The sequence below is a fragment of the Pseudomonas sp. RG1 genome (assembly GCF_025910115.1).
Classification (GTDB): domain Bacteria; phylum Pseudomonadota; class Gammaproteobacteria; order Pseudomonadales; family Pseudomonadaceae; genus Aquipseudomonas; species Aquipseudomonas atacamensis.
In genome coordinates this window covers 20,248-36,889 of the sequence record NZ_JAPCIK010000026.1, presented here as the reverse complement: position 1 = coordinate 36,889, position 16,642 = coordinate 20,248, and the positions used below count along the sequence as shown (strand labels likewise).

The 16,642-nt window shown below is 59.9% G+C and carries 13 protein-coding genes; 7 read left to right on the top strand and 6 right to left on the bottom strand.

The window, feature by feature from the left end; all coding sequences use genetic code 11:
• Positions 1 to 21: 21 nt before the first annotated feature.
• The gene (locus OK411_RS15870; protein WP_371699471.1) at positions 22 to 945 is read left to right on the top strand and encodes an HlyD family secretion protein; all 924 of its coding nucleotides are present in this window, start codon (positions 22 to 24) and stop codon (positions 943 to 945) included.
• Positions 946 to 1,170: 225 nt separating this feature from the next.
• On the opposite strand, the gene OK411_RS15865 is transcribed toward OK411_RS15870, so the two are convergent.
• From OK411_RS15865 to mexE, 3 genes are read right to left on the bottom strand one after another with little or no spacing between them, the layout of a single operon-like run.
• Complete coding sequence (locus OK411_RS15865) at positions 1,171 to 2,592, bottom strand: efflux transporter outer membrane subunit (protein ID WP_016774854.1); 1,422 nt, start codon at positions 2,590 to 2,592, stop codon at positions 1,171 to 1,173.
• Positions 2,589 to 5,768, bottom strand: coding sequence for an efflux RND transporter permease subunit (locus OK411_RS15860; RefSeq protein ID WP_130909872.1), 3,180 nt, complete (start codon positions 5,766 to 5,768; stop codon positions 2,589 to 2,591). The genes OK411_RS15865 and OK411_RS15860 overlap by 4 nt, the downstream gene beginning before the upstream one ends.
• Positions 5,769 to 5,783: 15 nt before the next feature.
• Complete coding sequence (gene mexE, locus OK411_RS15855) at positions 5,784 to 7,037, bottom strand: multidrug efflux RND transporter periplasmic adaptor subunit MexE (RefSeq protein ID WP_039761553.1); 1,254 nt, start codon at positions 7,035 to 7,037, stop codon at positions 5,784 to 5,786.
• A gap of 370 nt (positions 7,038 to 7,407) precedes the next feature.
• On the opposite strand from mexE, the gene gcvA reads away from it, so the two are divergent.
• The 3 genes from gcvA (at position 7,408) to OK411_RS15840 (ending at position 10,007) form a co-directional block, all read left to right on the top strand.
• The gene (gene gcvA, locus OK411_RS15850) at positions 7,408 to 8,313 is read left to right on the top strand and encodes a transcriptional regulator GcvA (RefSeq protein ID WP_136492598.1); all 906 of its coding nucleotides are present in this window, start codon (positions 7,408 to 7,410) and stop codon (positions 8,311 to 8,313) included.
• Between the two features lie 75 nt (positions 8,314 to 8,388).
• Positions 8,389 to 9,216: a DMT family transporter gene (locus OK411_RS15845; protein WP_122881640.1), complete on the top strand. Its 828-nt coding sequence runs from the start codon at positions 8,389 to 8,391 to the stop codon at positions 9,214 to 9,216.
• A gap of 29 nt (positions 9,217 to 9,245) precedes the next feature.
• Positions 9,246 to 10,007, top strand: coding sequence for an SDR family oxidoreductase (locus tag OK411_RS15840; protein ID WP_136492599.1), 762 nt, complete (start codon positions 9,246 to 9,248; stop codon positions 10,005 to 10,007).
• A 78-nt stretch (positions 10,008 to 10,085) separates the two neighbouring features.
• Here OK411_RS15840 and OK411_RS15835 read toward each other — a convergent pair whose 3' ends face one another.
• The 3 genes from OK411_RS15835 to OK411_RS15825 all read right to left on the bottom strand — a co-directional run bounded on the left by OK411_RS15835 (position 10,086) and on the right by OK411_RS15825 (position 11,817).
• Positions 10,086 to 10,466, bottom strand: coding sequence for a type II toxin-antitoxin system RelE/ParE family toxin (locus tag OK411_RS15835; protein WP_264365335.1), 381 nt, complete (start codon positions 10,464 to 10,466; stop codon positions 10,086 to 10,088).
• A gap of 2 nt (positions 10,467 to 10,468) precedes the next feature.
• Positions 10,469 to 10,759 carry a type II toxin-antitoxin system ParD family antitoxin gene (locus OK411_RS15830; protein ID WP_071172546.1) on the bottom strand — a complete coding sequence of 97 codons (291 nt, stop codon included), beginning with the start codon at positions 10,757 to 10,759 and terminating at the stop codon, positions 10,469 to 10,471.
• A gap of 143 nt (positions 10,760 to 10,902) precedes the next feature.
• Complete coding sequence (locus OK411_RS15825; protein WP_016774850.1) at positions 10,903 to 11,817, bottom strand: LysR family transcriptional regulator; 915 nt, start codon at positions 11,815 to 11,817, stop codon at positions 10,903 to 10,905.
• 270 nt (positions 11,818 to 12,087) lie between these two features.
• Here OK411_RS15825 and OK411_RS15820 point away from each other — a divergent pair, with 270 nt between their 5' ends.
• The 3 genes from OK411_RS15820 to OK411_RS15810 all read left to right on the top strand — a co-directional run bounded on the left by OK411_RS15820 (position 12,088) and on the right by OK411_RS15810 (position 16,577).
• Entirely contained in the window at positions 12,088 to 13,110 is a 1,023-nt protein-coding gene (locus OK411_RS15820) for a zinc-dependent alcohol dehydrogenase family protein (protein ID WP_016774849.1), read from the top strand.
• 550 nt (positions 13,111 to 13,660) lie between these two features.
• On the top strand, positions 13,661 to 15,127 hold the full coding sequence (locus OK411_RS15815; protein ID WP_217878265.1) for a hypothetical protein: 1,467 nt from the start codon (positions 13,661 to 13,663) through the stop codon (positions 15,125 to 15,127).
• 49 nt (positions 15,128 to 15,176) lie between these two features.
• A complete protein-coding gene (locus OK411_RS15810; protein ID WP_264365334.1) occupies positions 15,177 to 16,577 on the top strand; it encodes a PLP-dependent aminotransferase family protein in 1,401 nt (466 codons plus the stop codon).
• Positions 16,578 to 16,642 lie beyond the last annotated feature (65 nt).

Below are 16,642 nucleotides of genomic sequence, written 5' to 3'. Positions count from 1 at the left end.
TTGAAAGCACTAGTTGCACGAATGATGACCGTGGCAGTGGTGATCCTGGCGATCGTCCTCGGCTGGTTCGCCTGGGAGTATTACACCCGCGCGCCGTGGACACGGGATGCTCGGGTGAGGGCGGATGTGGTGACGCTGTCGGCGGATGTTTCGGGGCGAATCGTCAAACTGGCAGTGCAGGACAACCAGCATGTCGACAAGGGCCAATTGTTGCTGGAGATCGATCCGGCGCGCTATCAACTGGCGGTCGAGCACGCCCGGCGTTCGGTGGAAGTGTCAAAGGCGTCGCTGGGGCAATCGCAAGCGGCAATCGTCGCCAGTGAGGCGTTGCTCAAACAACGTCAGAGCGAGGAGCGCCGACGCCGTACGCTGAAGCAGGGCTTCGCGATTTCCGGTGAAGAATGGGAGAAGGCCAGTACCGACGTGGCGGTTGCCCAGGCGGATCTGTTGCGCAATCAGGCCAACCTCGGCTTGGCCGAAGCCAATGTGCAGCTGGCAATTGCCGCGCTGACGCAAGCCGAACTGGACTTGCAGCGCACCCGCGTTGAATCGCCAGTGAGCGGTTACGTGACCAACCTGCTGACCCGCCAGGGTGACTATGCACAGGCGGGCGGGGCACTGCTGGCGCTGGTCGACAGCGATTCGTTCTATGTCAGTGGTTACTTCGAGGAAACCAAGTTGCCGCGAATCGAGGAGGGTGATCGGGTACGCATTCAATTGATGAGCGGTGAGCGTTTCGGCGGCACGGTAGAAAGCATCGCCTTCGCCATCGCCGACCGCGAAAACGCGCCGGGCAGTCGTCTGCTGGCGAACATCAACCCGAGTTACACCTGGGTGAAACTGGCGCAACGGGTGCCGGTGCGCATTGGCATTGATGGTGACTTTGCCGGCAAGCATCGCCTGCGCGCCGGTACAACCGCCACCGTCACCGTCCTGGAACCCTGATCTCCTGGAGCTGTGTTGATCGTTCCCACGCTCCGCGTGGGAATGCAGCCCGTGACGCTCCGTGTCACTGGACGCGGAGCTTCCCTTGAGGCATTCCCACACGGAGCGTGGGAACGATCAAATCCCAGTGCTGCAAACAGGCATAAAAAAACCCCGCGACCGAATGATACGCGGGGCAAAAAATTTGGTTGGTTGCGGCCAACCAAAGGAGCTCTTTAACAATCTTTACTTGCTGGCAACTGTCTCCGGTTGCCAGCCACCGCCGAGGGCCTTGTAGATCGCGACGATGCCGCGATACAGCTCAACTTCGGCCTGGGCCTGAGTGTCTTCGGCGTTCAGGCGCTCACGCTGGGCGTCGAGCAGGACGAGGAAATCGGTGGTGCCTTCGCGATAACGGATTTCTGCCAGATCGGCAGCCTTGCGACTCGATTCGCTCTGACGGATCAGCGAGATCAGGCGTTGCTGACGCTTGCCGTAATCGCTGAAGGCGTTTTCCGATTCTTCCAGAGCCAGCAGTACTTGTTGCTCGTAGTTGGCCAGCGCGCCTTCGGCGTCAGCATCGGCGCCGCGCAAACGGGCACGGACGCTGCCGAGGTCAAACGCCGCCCAGGTGATGCTCGGGCCGAGCGCCCAGGCGTTGGCCGCCGAAGAACCGATCTGCGAACCGCGCCCGGCGGTCCAGCCGAGGAAGCCGCTGAGGCTGACCCGGGGGAACAGGTCGGCTTTGGCCACGCCGATGCGCGCAGTGGCCGAAGCCAATTGCCGCTCGGCGCTGAGGATGTCCGGACGACGTTGCAGCAGTTCACCCGGATCACCGATCGGCAGCGCCTTGGCGATGGCCGGCAGATCTTTCGGGCTGAGGTCGACGGTCAGTTTGTCCGGGCGTTCGCCGAGCAGGGTGGCGATACGGTTTTTCTGCCGAACCTGTTCCGCCTGCAACTGCGGCACGGTGGCTTCGACGTTGGCCAGACGCGCATCGGCGCGCTCGACATCAAGCTGATCACCGACACCGGCGTCACGCAGGCTGATGGTGATCTTGCGCGACTCCTGCTGGTTGTTCAGGTTGGCCACGGCGATTTTTTCCCGCAGCTGGGCGCCGCGCAGTTGACCGTAGGCGTCGACCAGTTCGGCAATCATGGTGACTTGCAGCTGATACAGATCGGCTTCGGCGGCTTGCTGGTCGGCATCACTGGCTTCCAGATTGCGCTGGATGCGGCCGAACAGGTCGAGCTCCCAGGCCATGTCCAGACCGAGATCATAACGTTCGCTATTGACCCGGTCGGTGGTCTGGCCGGGAATCTGGCCCTTGCCCAGGTCACTGCTGGCGCGGCTGGTGATGGTCGGCATCGCGTCATTGCTGGCGTCGTCGCGGATTGCCCGGGCGGCTTTCCAGCGGGCGAACGCCACGCGCAGTTCACGGTTGCCTTGCAGCGACTGGCTCACCAACTGGTTCAGGGTCGGATCATCGAATTGCTGCCACCAGATGCCTTCGAATTTCGAACGGTCGAAGTTCTTTTGCCCGGCGGCGCCGTCGGTGGCGGTGGTGATATTGGCCGCCTCCGTAGCTGGGGTCTTGTAGTCGGGGCCGACGGCGCAGGCGCTGAGGGCCAGCACCAACAGACTCGGCAGGAAGACTTTCAGACTCATTGTTGCGCCTCCAATTGCAGGGCTTTGGCTGCTTTGCGCTGCTCGCCGCGTTCGACAAAGTTACGGATCAGTACGTAGAACACTGGCGTCAGCAGCAGACCGAAGAAGGTCACCCCGAGCATCCCGGAGAACACCGCCACACCCATGGCGTGGCGCATCTCGGCACCGGCACCGCTGGAGAACACCAGTGGCACCACACCCATGATGAACGCGAAGGAGGTCATCAGGATCGGCCGCAGACGCAGGCGGCAGGCTTCCAGCACCGCTGCGAGCGGGTCGAGGCCTTCTTCCTGTTTATCCTTGGCGAACTCGACGATGAGAATCGCGTTTTTACAGGCAAGTCCTACCAGTACGATTAAGCCGATCTGGGTGAAGATGTTGTTGTCACCGCCGGAGATGATCACACCGGTAATGGCCGACAGCAGGGTCATCGGTACGATCAGGATCACCGCCAGTGGCAGGCTCCAGCTTTCGTATTGTGCGGCGAGCACCAGGAACGCCAGCAGTACGCAGAGCGGGAACACGAACAGCGCGGTGTTGCCGGACAGAATCTGCTGGTAGGTCAGGTCGGTCCACTCGTAGGTCATGCCGTTCGGAAGTTCTTCCTTGAGCAGTTTCTCGATGGCTTTTTCCGCCTGGCCAGAGCTGTAGCCCGGGGCTGCGGCACCGTTGATTTCAGCGGTGATGAAGCCGTTGTAGTGCATCACGCGATCCGGTCCCGAGGTGTCGCTGACCTTGATGAAGGTCGCCAGCGGGATCATCTCGCCTTTGTTGTTGCGTACTTTCAGCTGACCGATCTGATCGGATTCAAGGCGGAACTGCTGTTCGGCCTGAACATTGACCTGATAGGTGCGCCCGAAGCGGTTGAAGTCGTTGGCATACAGCGAACCCAAGTAGATCTGCAGGGTGTCGAAGATGTCGCTGACGGCCACGCCGTGGGTCTTGGCTTTTTCACGGTCGATGGCGGCATCGACCTGCGGCACGTTCACCGTGTAGCTGGTGAACAGGCCGGCCAGTTCCGGCACGTTGTGGCTTTTGTTGATGATGTTCATGGTTTCTTTGTACAGCTCGTCGTAGCCGAGGTTGCCCCGGTCTTCGATCTGCAGGCGGAAACCGCCAATGGTGCCCAGGCCTTGTACCGGCGGTGGCGGGAAGATCGCCATGTACGCTTCCTGAATGTTCGCGTACTGGCCGTTCAAGGCACCGGCAATCGCACCGGCGGACATGCTCGGGTCTTTACGCTCGTCGAACGGTTTCAGCGTCACGAAGACGATGCCGGCGTTCGGGCTGTTGGTGAAACCATTGATCGACAGGCCCGGGAACGCTACGGCGCTTTCCACGCCCGGCTGTTTCAGCGCGAGGTCGGACATGCGCTTGATCACGTCTTCGGTGCGATCCAGGCTCGCGGCATCCGGCAATTGCGCGAAGGCCACCAGGTATTGCTTGTCCTGGCCGGGTACGAAACCGGTCGGCGTGCTGGAGAAACCGAAGAAGGTCAGCACCATCAGGCCTGCATACACGAGCAGGGCTATGCCGCTGCTGCGGATGACCCGGCGCACGGTGCCGACGTAGCCATGGCTGGCACGGTCGAAGAAACGGTTGAACGGACGGAACAGCCAGCCACCGAAGATTCTGTCGAGCACTTTCGAGAAGCGGTCTTTCGGCGCGTCGTGACTCTTCAGCAGCACAGCAGCCAGCGCTGGCGACAGGGTCAGCGAGTTGAACGCCGAGATCACTGTCGAGATCGCGATGGTCAGTGCGAACTGTTTGTAGAACTGCCCGGTGAGGCCGGAAATGAATGCCGCCGGAATGAACACGGCACACAGCACCAGTGCCGTGGCCACGATCGGCCCGGTCACTTCACGCATGGCGCGCTTGGTCGCTTCGACCGGCGTCAGTCCGAGTTCGATGTTCCGTTCGACGTTCTCCACCACGACGATGGCGTCGTCCACCACGATACCGATGGCCAGCACCAAGCCGAACAGCGACAGGGCGTTGAGCGAGAAGCCGAACAGGTGCATGACCGCAAACGTACCGATCAACGATACCGGCACTGCCACCAACGGAATGATCGAGGCGCGCCAGGTCTGCAGGAACAGAATCACCACCAGCACCACGAGGATCAGCGCTTCGAACAGGGTGTGCACCACCGCCTCGATCGAACCACGAACGAAGATCGTCGGGTCATACACGATGCTGTAGTCCATGCCCTGCGGGAAGCCTTTCTTCAGCTCTTCCATCTTGCCGCGCACTTCGTTGGAAATGTCGATGGCGTTGGAACCGGGACGCTGGAAGATCGGGATCGCCACCGCCGGCTGATTGTTCAGCAGCGAGCGCAAGGCGTATTGGCTGGAACCCAGTTCAATGCGTGCAATGTCCTTCAGGCGAGTGATCTCACCGTCGTCGCCTGCACGAATGACGATGTTTTCGAACTCTTCCTCGGAAACCAGACGGCCTTGAGTGTTGACCGACAGCTGGAAGCTTTGCGCGGTCGGGGCAGGGGGCGCGCCCAGTTGACCGGCGGCGACCTGACGGTTCTGCTCGCGAATCGCGGTCACCACATCGGTGGCGGTCAGATTGCGCGAAGCGGTCTTGTTCGGATCAAGCCAGACGCGCAGCGAGTAGTCGCCCATACCAAACAACTGCACGTCACCGACACCACCCAGGCGAGCCAGCTCATCCTTGATGTTGAGGATTGCGTAGTTGGACAGGTAGAGCATGTCGTAGCGCTTGTCCGGTGAGGTCAAGTGCACAACCATGGTCAGGTCTGGCGAAGCCTTGTCGACGGTGATACCGATACGCGTCACTTCCTCGGGAAGCTTCGGCTCGGTCCGGGTCACCCGGTTTTGCACCTGCACCTGCGCGTTGTCCAGGTCAGTGCCCAGGGCGAAGGTAATGGTCAGGGTGATCTTGCCGTCAGCGGTCGATTGCGAGGACATGTACAGCATGTTCTCGACGCCGGTGATGGCTTGCTCCAGCGGAGCGGCCACGGTTTCACCGATGACTTTGGGGTTGGCGCCCGGGAAGTTGGCGCGCACGACCACGGTCGGCGGCACGACTTCCGGGTATTCGCTGATCGGCAACTGGAACAGCGAGATCGCACCGGCGATCAGGATCAACAGCGACAGCACCGCTGCGAAGATCGGCCGGGAAATGAAGAATTGGGAAAAATTCATCGGAGTTGTCGTCCCTTAACCGCGTGGGGTCGTAGCAGCCAGCTTCGCAGCCGAACCCGATGCACCCTTGGCGGGGGCAACTTTGGGCAGGTTGCTGGCTTCCAGCGCTTGACGTTGTTGAGCGAGGGCGGCGAGGGTCTGCTCGCTGGCCATCGGAATCACCTCAGGGGTGACCGGTGAGCCAGGACGAACCCGTTGCAGACCCTTGACGATGATCGTGTCGTCCTTGTTCAGGCCGTTGCGGACGATGCGCAGGCCTTCGATCTTCGGACCGAGTTCGACGGCGCGGTAGGCGGTCTTGTTGTCGCCATCCATCACCAGCACGAACTTCTTGCCCAGGTCAGTGCCCACGGCTTCGTCATTGATCAGCATGGCGTTGTAGGTGCCGCTGCCGACCAGTTTCAGCCGCGCGTACAAGCCCGGGGTGTAGGTGCCGTCAGCGTTGTCGAAGACTGCGCGACCACGGATGGTGCCGGTTTTCGGATTGACCTGGTTGTCGACGAAGTTCATCTGGCCCAGGTGCGGGTTGCCGTCTTCGTTGGACAGGCCCATGTACACCGGCGTGGTGGCGCCGCGCTGACCGTTGCGGGCCAGTTGGGTGTATTTGAGGAAGACGCGTTCGTCGGCGTCGAAGTAGGCGTAGACCTTGTCGGTGGAGACGACGCTTGTCAGCGCGGTGGTGTCGGCGGTCACCAGGTTGCCGGCAGTGATTTCGGCGCGGCTGACGCGGCCGCTGATCGGTGCGGTCACGCGGGTGAAGCTCAGGTTCAGTTTGGCCAGGTCCAGTTGTGCCTGCAGGGCACCAACGGCGGCGCGAGCTTCTTGGGCAGCGCTGGTGCGCGAGTCGGCCAGTTCAGCGGAAATGGCGTTGCTGGTACGCAGGCGTTCGCCGCGAGCGGCTTCGTTTTCGCTGCGAGTGGCGGTGGCGCGGGCTTGAGCAACCAGAGCTTCGAGGCGGCGTACCTCTGCCTGGAACGGACGCGGGTCGATCTGGAACAGCAGGTCGCCTTTCTTGACCAGCGCGCCTTCGGTGAACGCGACCTGATCGATCTGGCCCGAAACCCGTGGGCGGATTTCAACGGTTTCCGGCGCCTCGAGACGCCCGGTAAATTCGTCCCACTCGTTGACCGGTTGTTCCAGCACCTTGGCCACGCTGACCTTGGCAGCGGGCGGGGCGCCGGCAGTCTCCGGAGTTTTGCCGCAGGCGCTCATCACCAGTACGGCCAGCATGGCCAACGGGAAGCGCAAATGTTTGAGTGATTGTTCCATGGATGCAATCCGCCGAAGTATTGAAGATGGGCGGATGATGCTCGGCGCGGGTGTGATGGCACGAATCGAATGAAGCAAAGGTAACTATCATTCGGAATGATATAAGCGCCGAGGCAGCCCTCTAGCATGCACCTTTCGTTAGGGGGCTATTAATCGGCTTGAAGGCAATTCTGTGTTGCTTGATCTGCAATGATTGCGACCGAAGCTGCGCGCGGAGGATTATCCGGCGATTAAATGCCTCGCTGTTATCAGCACCTCGCCCACTTGCCGGAGCAATACGCCAATGTCGCGGAACGGGCAATCAAGGGAGTTTCGCTCTAACATGAGCGTAACCTCATGCTCTGATATTTACCGTCCCCGGATCATTTTTATGCGAGACCTGCCCCCGACCGCGACCCTGCGGGCTTTCGAAGTGGCCACCCGGCACCCGACGTTCACGGCTGCCGCTCAAGAACTGCACGTGACCCAAAGCGCCGTCAGTCATCAGCTCCGGCACCTGGAAGAACTTTGGGGCTTGCAATTGTTCGAGCGCGGCAAGGCGTTACGCCTTACAACAGCGGGGGCGACGCTGGCGCCGATCGTGCGCGAGTTTTTCATGAGCCTTGAAGCAACGCTGGAGGATCTGCGCGAGCAAAAGGACAGGGTTCGCCTGTCGGTCAGCACCACTTATTCGTTTGCCTTGAAGTGGCTGCTGCCACGCTTGCCGAACCTGTCGCGCCTGCACCCGGAGCTGTTGGTGTCGCTGGATACCACGGACACGATCATCCATTTCGCCAGCGGCGAAGCCGATGTCGCCATTCGCTTGGGCAAAGGCAATTATCCCGGTCTGTATTCGGAGTTCCTGTTCGGTGAGCAGGTGTTTCCCGTGGCCAGCCCCGAACTGCTGCAGCGCGTCGGCAGGCCGGGCAGTCCCGCCGATTTGCTGCAGTTGCCGTTGCTGATTCGCGACGGCGCCGAGTTGGCGCCGAAATGGGAGGTGTGGTTTCAGTCCGTCGGGCTGGAGTTTTTACCGCTGCGCGAAGGCGTCAGGTTTGGTGATACCAATATGACGGTGGAAGCTGCGTTGCTCGGCCAGGGTGTGGCGCTGGTGCGCAGCGGCCATGTCGAAAACGAAATCGCCGATGGCCGTCTGGTGAGGCTGTTCGATGTGCCGTTCACTTCGCCTTTGGCCTACTATTTCGTCTGCCCCAAAGGCATCGAAGCCCAGCCGCATATCCTCAGATTTCGCGAGTGGTTGCTCAGTGAAGCATTGAAGGTACAGAACCCCCAGCGCTGAAGCATGAGCTTTTGCTCATGCTGCAATGAGGAAACTTCGCTGTAATGCCAATGCCCGAGATGCCTAGAATGCCGCATGCCAATCCATCTCGTACTCCTCGTTCTGTTCGCCGCGCTCCTGCACGCCAGCTGGAACGCGCTGCTGCGCGGCGGTGCCGATCGGCTCTGGTCGATGACAATAATGTGCGTGGCCATCGCCATCGTCTGCCTCATTGCCACCTTTTTCATGGCCGCGCCTGCACCTGAGAGCTGGGGGTATGCGCTGCTCTCGGCACTGCTGCATGTCGGCTACAACCTGTTCCTGGTGCGCAGCTATCGGGTCGGCGATCTAGGGCAGATCTATCCGATTTCCCGCGGCTCGTCACCGGCGCTGATCACCCTTGGCGCCGCGCTGTTTGCCGGCGAAACCATTACTCCCGCTGAGCTGCTCGGCATCGGTCTGGTATCCGGCGGAATCATTTCCCTGGCCTTTCGCGGGCGCAGCCTGTCGGTGCCGAGCCTGCCGTATGCGCTGGGCACCGGTTGTTTCATCGCCGCCTACAGCGTCGTCGATGGCATTGGCGCCAGGCTTTCCGGTGCGCCGCTCGCGTACACGGTGTGGATGAGCGCCCTGTGGGGTGTGTTGATGCCATTGGTGTATATCGGCCTGCGCGATGCTCGCAGTCTGTTTTCCGTACGGCCCGGAATGCTGACCGCTGCGGTCGGCGGACTGGTCTCGTTGCTGGCCTACGCAATCGTTATCTACGCCATGAACGAAGCGCCACTGGGTGCGGTGTCGGCCTTGCGCGAAACCAGCGTGTTGTTTGCCGCATTGCTCGGCTATTTGTTCCTCGGTGAAAAGCTCACCGTCCGCAGGATGCTGGCCTGCGTGGTCATCGCCAGCGGCGCCATCATCATCGGCTGACATAGGCCAACTGCTCAGGAGAACGTCGCATGGATAAAGTCTCGCAGGCCCCGCTGATTCTGATCACCGGCGGCAGTCGCGGAGTCGGCGCCGCCACCGCCCGACTCGCTGCCGCGCAAGGCTACGACGTTGCCATCAGCTACGTTGCCAACGAGTCCGCCGCTCTTGAGGTGGTGGCGGATATCGAAGCGTTGGGGCGCAAGGGCCTCGCGCTGCGTGCTGACAGTGCTGACCCCGAGCAGGTTGCTGAACTGTTCTCGGCCCTCGATCGCTCATTTGGACGGATCGATGTTCTGGTCAATAACGCTGGCGTTCTGGCAAAACAGTCACGCATGGAGGACCTGAGCTTTGAACGCATGCAGCGCATCTTCGCGGTCAATGCTCTGGGACCGATCCTGTGCGCGCAGCAAGCGGTGAAGCGCATGGCTTATCGGCACGGCGGCACAGGTGGGGCAGTGATCAACGTTTCTTCTGCCTCGGCGCGCTTGGGCAGCCCGAATGAATACGTTGATTACGCAGCATCGAAAGGCGCGCTGGAAACCTTCACCATCGGCTTTGCCAAAGAAGTCGCGCGCGAGGGGATTCGGGTCAACTGCATTCGCCCGGGGCACATCTATACCGACATGCACGCGAGCGGCGGCGAGCCGGGGCGGGTGGATCGCGTGAAGGACACTATCCCCATGGGGCGGGGCGGTCAGCCGGAAGAGGTGGCGCGGGCCATCTTGTGGCTGGCCAGCGCGGAGGCCTCCTTTGTCACGGGTACTTTTCTGGATGTGACTGGCGGCAAGTGATTCGGGTCGGGAAAGAGGCTAAAGGGCTTTCAGGGTCGAGATTCACAGGGGGCGCCTGATCTTCCTGTTCTTGGCCAGTCAGGTCATGGGGTCAGGTGGTTGATCAGCCGCAGGCAAGTGCAAATGCGATTCCATGGCGTCATGAAGGAGTCGGACGACCTCGATCACGTCGTCATTTGCCACGCGATAGAACACGATATGGCGCGGGCTCTTGACCGTTCCATGAGTGGGTTTCGCCTGCTGGCGCGAATAGATGAGGTGATAGCTGCGGAGGCCTGGTGCAAGCTCATCGCGGTCATGGCTGCCAATGCGATAAGGCTTGTCGGACAGCGCTTGGAGCGCTGCAAGGATCAGCGCTTGGTAGCGCTGGCGGGCCTGGTCGCCGAACTGGGTATGGGAGAGTCTGAGTATGTCGACAATGTCGGCGCGCGCGGGGTTGGAAATCCGATATCGCGGCATCCTCAGTGTTTCTCGCGCGCGGGGAGGGAAGCCTCTTGGCTCAAGCCTTCAAGGTAATGTTCCAGATCCCCTTCGTTCACCTGAGTAAAACGCCCACGCTCAAGATCCATGATGCCGATCGAGGTCGCCTGACGCAGTGCCTCGATTTTTGCGGTATCTTCGGCGACGCGCTGCTCCAACAGCCGCAAGCCTTCGCGCATTACCTCACTGGCATTCTGATACCGGCCTGACTGGACAAGGTCATGAATAACCTGTTCCTGGTGTGGAGTGAGCACTACGTTTCGGGTCGCCATAATTATCTCCAGTGCTGGCCAAACCGGTACTTACGAACATTGGCATATTATGCCAATTTGCCCGTCCGGATATTGAATCGGGATCTGATTCCGACGGGGTGCGTTCTACCGTACTTCCGATAAAGCACCCTAGCCGACGATACCTAAAGACTATCCGGATCGCCAAAAAACATCTGAATCCGCGACCTCAACCACCGCTCTCCCGGGTCGTTATCCTGCGAGCCACGCCATGCCATGTGCAATTCGAAGGTCCGCGTCGGCAGCGGTGGATCTTCAGCCCGCAGACCGCCGGCTGCCGTCAGTGCCTCAGCCGTGTAATCCGGCACGGTCGCGACGATATCGGTGCCCGCCAGCAGCGTGCCGAGTCCGTTGAACTGTGGCACTGCCAGCACCACGTGCCGCTTGCGTCCGAGTTTTTCCAGTTCTTCATCGACAAAACCACTGAGGTCGCCAGCGAACGACACCAGTGCGTGCGGTCGGGCGCAGTAATCGTCCAGGCTCAACGGCCCCGGCACGGTGTCGGCGCGCAGCAGCTTCGGTGCGCTGCGGCGCAGGACCTTGCGCTTGGCGTTGGCCGGCAGGTCGGTGGTGTAGCTGACGCCGATCGAAATCTCGCCGGAGGCCAGCAGGCCAGGCATCAAGATGTAGTTGACCCGCCGCACCACGAGGACGATGCCTGGTGCTTCGGCGCGCAGGCGCTTGAGCAGCATGGGCAGCAGGGCGAATTCGACGTCGTCGGATAATCCAATGCGGAACACCGACGTGCTGGTCGCCGGATCGAAATCGGCGGCACGACTGACGGCGGTCGAGATCGAATCAAGGGCGGGCGAGAGCAGGGCGAAGATTTCCACCGCGCGGGCGGACGGCTCCATGCTGCGGCCGGTGCGGACAAACAAGGGATCGTCAAACAGGCTGCGCAGACGCGACAGCGCCGCACTGATAGCCGGTTGGCCGAGGAACAATTTTTCCGCGGCCCGAGTCACACTGCGTTCGTGCATCAATGTTTCGAACACGATCAGCAGGTTCAGGTCGACACGACGCAGGTCATTACGATTCATCTGGAGTCCTGGCAGAGTCATCAAACTTGACGAGGGCGACCATATGAGAACAATGGCCGGCATGAATCTTACGGGGAAAGGCTGGTACTCTGCACCGGAAAATTCAGCTTTACTGCGACGGTGGCAGGCCTTTTTTCATGGATTTTGCCAATGCCGCCCTTGATGCGGAATCAATGACAGGCATGTCGACTATTAATAGCCACTGATGGTCTTGGGTCCAAAGCCCAGATAGAGTTCATGGCATTAGAGGTTACTTTGACGAGGTTTGCGATGTCCCGCACGATCCGTTTTCACAAGTTTGGTCCGGCCGAGGTGCTCAAATGCGAAGAGCATGCGGCTGCTCAGCCAGGTCCTGGCGAAGTGCAGGTGCGTGTCGAGGCAATCGGCATCAGTTGGTACGACACCCTGTGGCGCCAGAATCTGGCGTCGTCCCAGGCACGTCTTCCCTCGGGCCTCGGTCATGAAATGGCTGGTGTGGTCACTGCGGTGGGCGCTGATGTCGACGACCTGTCCGTCGGCGACAAAGTGGCCAGTTTTCCCGCAGAAAGCCCGAACGACTATCCGGTGTACGGCGAGTCGATCGTCCTGCCGCGCACCGCGCTGACCCGTTATCCCGATGTGCTCAGCCCGATCGAAGCGAGCGTGCATTACACGCCGCTGCTGATCGCCTACTTCGCTTATGCCGATCTGGCACGGGTCAAACCCGGTCAATTTGCCCTGGTGACTGACGCCAGCCACTGCGCCGGCCCGTCATTTGTGCAATTGGGCAAAGCGCTGGGTGTGCGAGTGATTGCCGCGACCAAATCGGCGGAGGAGCGGGAGTACCTGCTGTCCCTCGGTGCGGAGAAGGTCATCGTCACCGAAGAGGAAGATCTGTTGATGCGCATCAACAAGATCACCGACAACCGCGGCGTCGATGTGGTATTCGATGGTCTTGGCGGCCCGCAGATGTCGTTGCTTGGCGATGTGCTGGCGCCACGCGGCAGTCTGGTGCTGTACGGCTTGCAAGGTGGTAACCAGACCCCGTTCCCGGCGTGTGCGGCGTTTCAGAAGAACATCCAGTTCTTCGTGCATTGCATCGGCAACTTCACCGGCAAGCCGGAGCTGGGCATTGTCCAGGACCACGTCGCTCTGCAGCGTGCTTTGCGTGACATCAACCAGTTGACCGCTGACCGCGTGCTCCTGCCGCTCAAGACTCGTGTATTCGCGTTCAACGAGTTCGTCGAAGCGCATCGCTACATGGACGAATGCCCATGCCGCGAGCGAGTGGCCCTGCAAGTGGAAACTGCGTAACTCCGCTCATCAGAGTCCGTGGCCGCCACGGACTCTTTTCTGTTTAGATCCTCCGCTGTCAGTAAACCCTTCCCGATATCGAAGCATCGGCCCTTCAGCAACTGAACTGGTTTTTGCCTTCGATCTGTATCTTCTAATCACACTATAAGCACTGATAATTGAATGATTACTTTCATCTCAAGGAATGAGCTATGGCTGTGCATTCAATTTGTCCAAGGCAATATCAAATGGCTGGCTCGGCTGGCTTCGCCAATTTCTGTTTAATTGCTGTAGGGCGTTTCGGAAGTTGCTTCTCCTTTTCTTGTAATGATTTGTCGTGGGACGTTGTGGGAAGTTTCCTCAGATCATTTTCGAATGGCGAAAGCCCAATGAATACGGGTGGTTGAGCGTGACGCTTGGCATCTGGATGGCTTTATTCAGGTGAAGTGTTTCAAATAACTACAACTTTGTAAGTGTTAGCATTTCAGCGTCTATTACTTATTGATCCAATTGCCGCGCGCCCATTGTCATGTCTGCGCGGCATGAAACTTTTGATACCGGGTAAATACCGATGAGCACGATCCATGATCAGGCAATGAACTATGTCTATCAGCAAGTATTGCAGCGTCTGCTGAGTTTCTTTTCCCGAGCCGAGCGTACGGCATTGCAGTTGTTGATACAGCGCCTGGTGGTGGCCGCAGGCGGCATGGAAAACATTGGGCAATTCAAGGTGCTGGTGCCTCAGTCCGGCCTGCGTGACGGCTGCTACACCCTGGCCTTGCTCCGGGCTGCGCAGTTGACCATTGCCGGACGTGCTCCGGCGACCTTCCAATTGCGCGTGGCGTCTCTGCGCTGGAGTGGCGACAGCCCGCTCGCCCTGCAAAACCTGCATCGCAGCTACAGCGCACTGTTTCTTTATGACGATCCGCGGGTCGAGGTGCTGATGGTCGATAACCGCGAAGTGCTGCCGTTCGACCATCGCACGCCTGTGAGCAACGAAGGGCGTGAGGCCAGTCGCGTCAATCTGCTGCTGGTCGGGCACTGTCGCACCTGGCTGGAAACGCCTGAATTATGGGATGACGCCTATCTGGCGACGGCCGAGTACTACAGCCAGATCGCCCGCTGGAACAATGGTGTCGACGCCATGATCAGCACTGAAACCAAAGGCAGTCAGCAGCATTTCCTCGAAGGCCTGAACCGTGCAATGCAGCGAGTGGCAATAACCGGTCCAGAACTGGCCAGTGCGGGATTCGAAGCGCTTTTTCCGCTGCTCGACGGGCTCGGTGATGATTTTTACCGCGAGCTGCGCGCAGATGATGACCGGATAGCGTGGCGCCCGGAAGGTGAGTTCGAAGCCTGCCGGCGCACCAGTTTTATCGACATCAACGACATGATGGTCGGCAAGATCGAGGATCGCTGGCCGCTGCTGGGCGAATTTCTCGGTTATGAACCTGACGACCTGGCGCTGTACCAGGGCGAAGCGGTATTCGCTGACCCTCTGATCTCGGCGCACGTGCGAGGTTTGTACGCACGCTTCATCGAGGGGCGCGCCTATGAGGCGGGTATCGACGATTATGTTCGTCACACGCTGGCCGACATGCGGCGAAAACAGGTCGCCGAATCTGTCTGCGAGCACTTGCTGGCCAGCTATGACAATGCCGGCGGGCCAGAGCAGCTGCGGGCGCTTGCCGAGGATTACCTCATCAATGGTTTCGGATTGAGCGAAACGCAGCTGGTGTGCCTGCTGTTTGCACCCTTCATCGACAACGGCAAAGGTCTCGAGCGGTTCCTGCGCAACTGTCATCCCGGCATGCTGGTCGCCATGCCTGACCTGCACCGCGCCATGCAAGGCTTGCACGCGCCGGAGCAGGTTTTGAAGTGGATAACGGAAGTGAGCGGGTTGCCGGTCAGGTTGGTGATCCGCCTCTACGCAACGGGCCCTGTGCAGATTCATGCGCCCGCGCAATTGGCCTCGGAGAGTTCGGGTTCGGATGAGGCGCATTCGGCTGCGCCGTTCGAGCGGTCGACGGAACGCTGACGGTGAGCCGGAGCCTGGGTTGTGAACCGATATCTACGGAAATGAGGGTGTGAAAAGCGCGCGGGACAACGACTTTGTTTATCAGGCAGTTTATCGATATCTGACCACGCTGATTGATGACGCCGGAGGTGGTGCGGCGGTACGCATGCCTTCCTTGCGACAACTGGCGGATCGACTGAATGTCTCCATTTCAACGGTGCAGTACGCCTATTCGCTTCTGGAGAAGGAAGGTCGAGTCTATTCGATAGCCAAGTCAGGGTATTACGCGCAAGCGCTGTTCAGCATGGATGCGCCCGGCAACGGCAATGATCTGCTGGAGACCGTGTACGTCAACGCCAGACGTCCCGGAATGTGTGTGTTGAGCGCCGACGAACCGGCCTCGCTGCAACCGCTGGACAGTCCGTTGTTGACGTTGGAACGTGAGCTTCTGCGCCAATATCCGCGTCAGCTACAGACATTCGTGCAACCTTGCGGAGAGCTGGAGTTGCGGGTTGCCCTGGCAGCGCGGTACACGAGTTCGACAGAGCATTTCTGGCATGCCGATGACATCTATATCGGTGCTGATCTGCGCGGGGTCCTGGAAATTCTGATTTCGGTGCTCGAATTGCGTCACGCCAGCGTAATTGTCGAATCACCGTGCGACTGGGTGATATTGCGTCTGCTCGAGTCGTGCGGGGTGCGCGTGATCGAATGGCCATTGCTGGCCGAAGGCGTGCTTGATCTGTCGGTACTGCAATCGCTGCTGGAGAACGAGCCAGTACGTCTGGTTCTTTTGTCTTCAGTCCTGAGCATGCCCCACGGCAAGGGTTTCACCCATGAGCGTCAGCAGGCCGCCGCGCAGTTGCTCAATCAACATGGCGTCTGGGTACTGGAAAACGACTGCTACAGCGAGCTTGACGAGCGCAATGATTCACAGCGTTTGCGCAGTTGGCTTGATCCTGAGCGTCTGCTGGTGTTTTCCACTTTCGAGAAATTCATCGGCGCTGAAGCGCCATTCGGCTTTGTCCTGTCGCGTCATTGGCGTGAGGCGCTGCAACGCCATTTTCTGCTGCGCGCATTTCGCTTGTCGCCGATCCGCCAAAAGGCGATTGCCCGGTTGTTGAATGGCGGGCGGCTTGATCAGCATTTATCTGTGCTGCGGCGAATGCTGGGTGAGCGGCGAGCCGTGTTGATCCAGGTTCTGCACGAACGTTTGGGCGATACGCTGCAGATAGTCGAGCCGCAGGGCGGGGCGACGGTGTGGGTGCGTTCGTTACGGCCGGTCGACATGGCGAATGTGTTCCGTCGCCTGCTCAAGCAACAGATCATCGTGGCCCCCGGCGAGCTGTTCAGCCTGCAAGGTCTGCATGCGGATCATCTGCGGATAAGCGCGTTGCACCACGGCGAGCGGGATCTGCCGAGTGTCATCGGCTTGCTCGGTGATGCCTTGCGCCTGTCGTCTGGAGCATAACGTTAAAAAACATCGGGCGAGTTTCGGATACATCCCGTCGCACAGTGGTCAAACTGCCAGTAAAC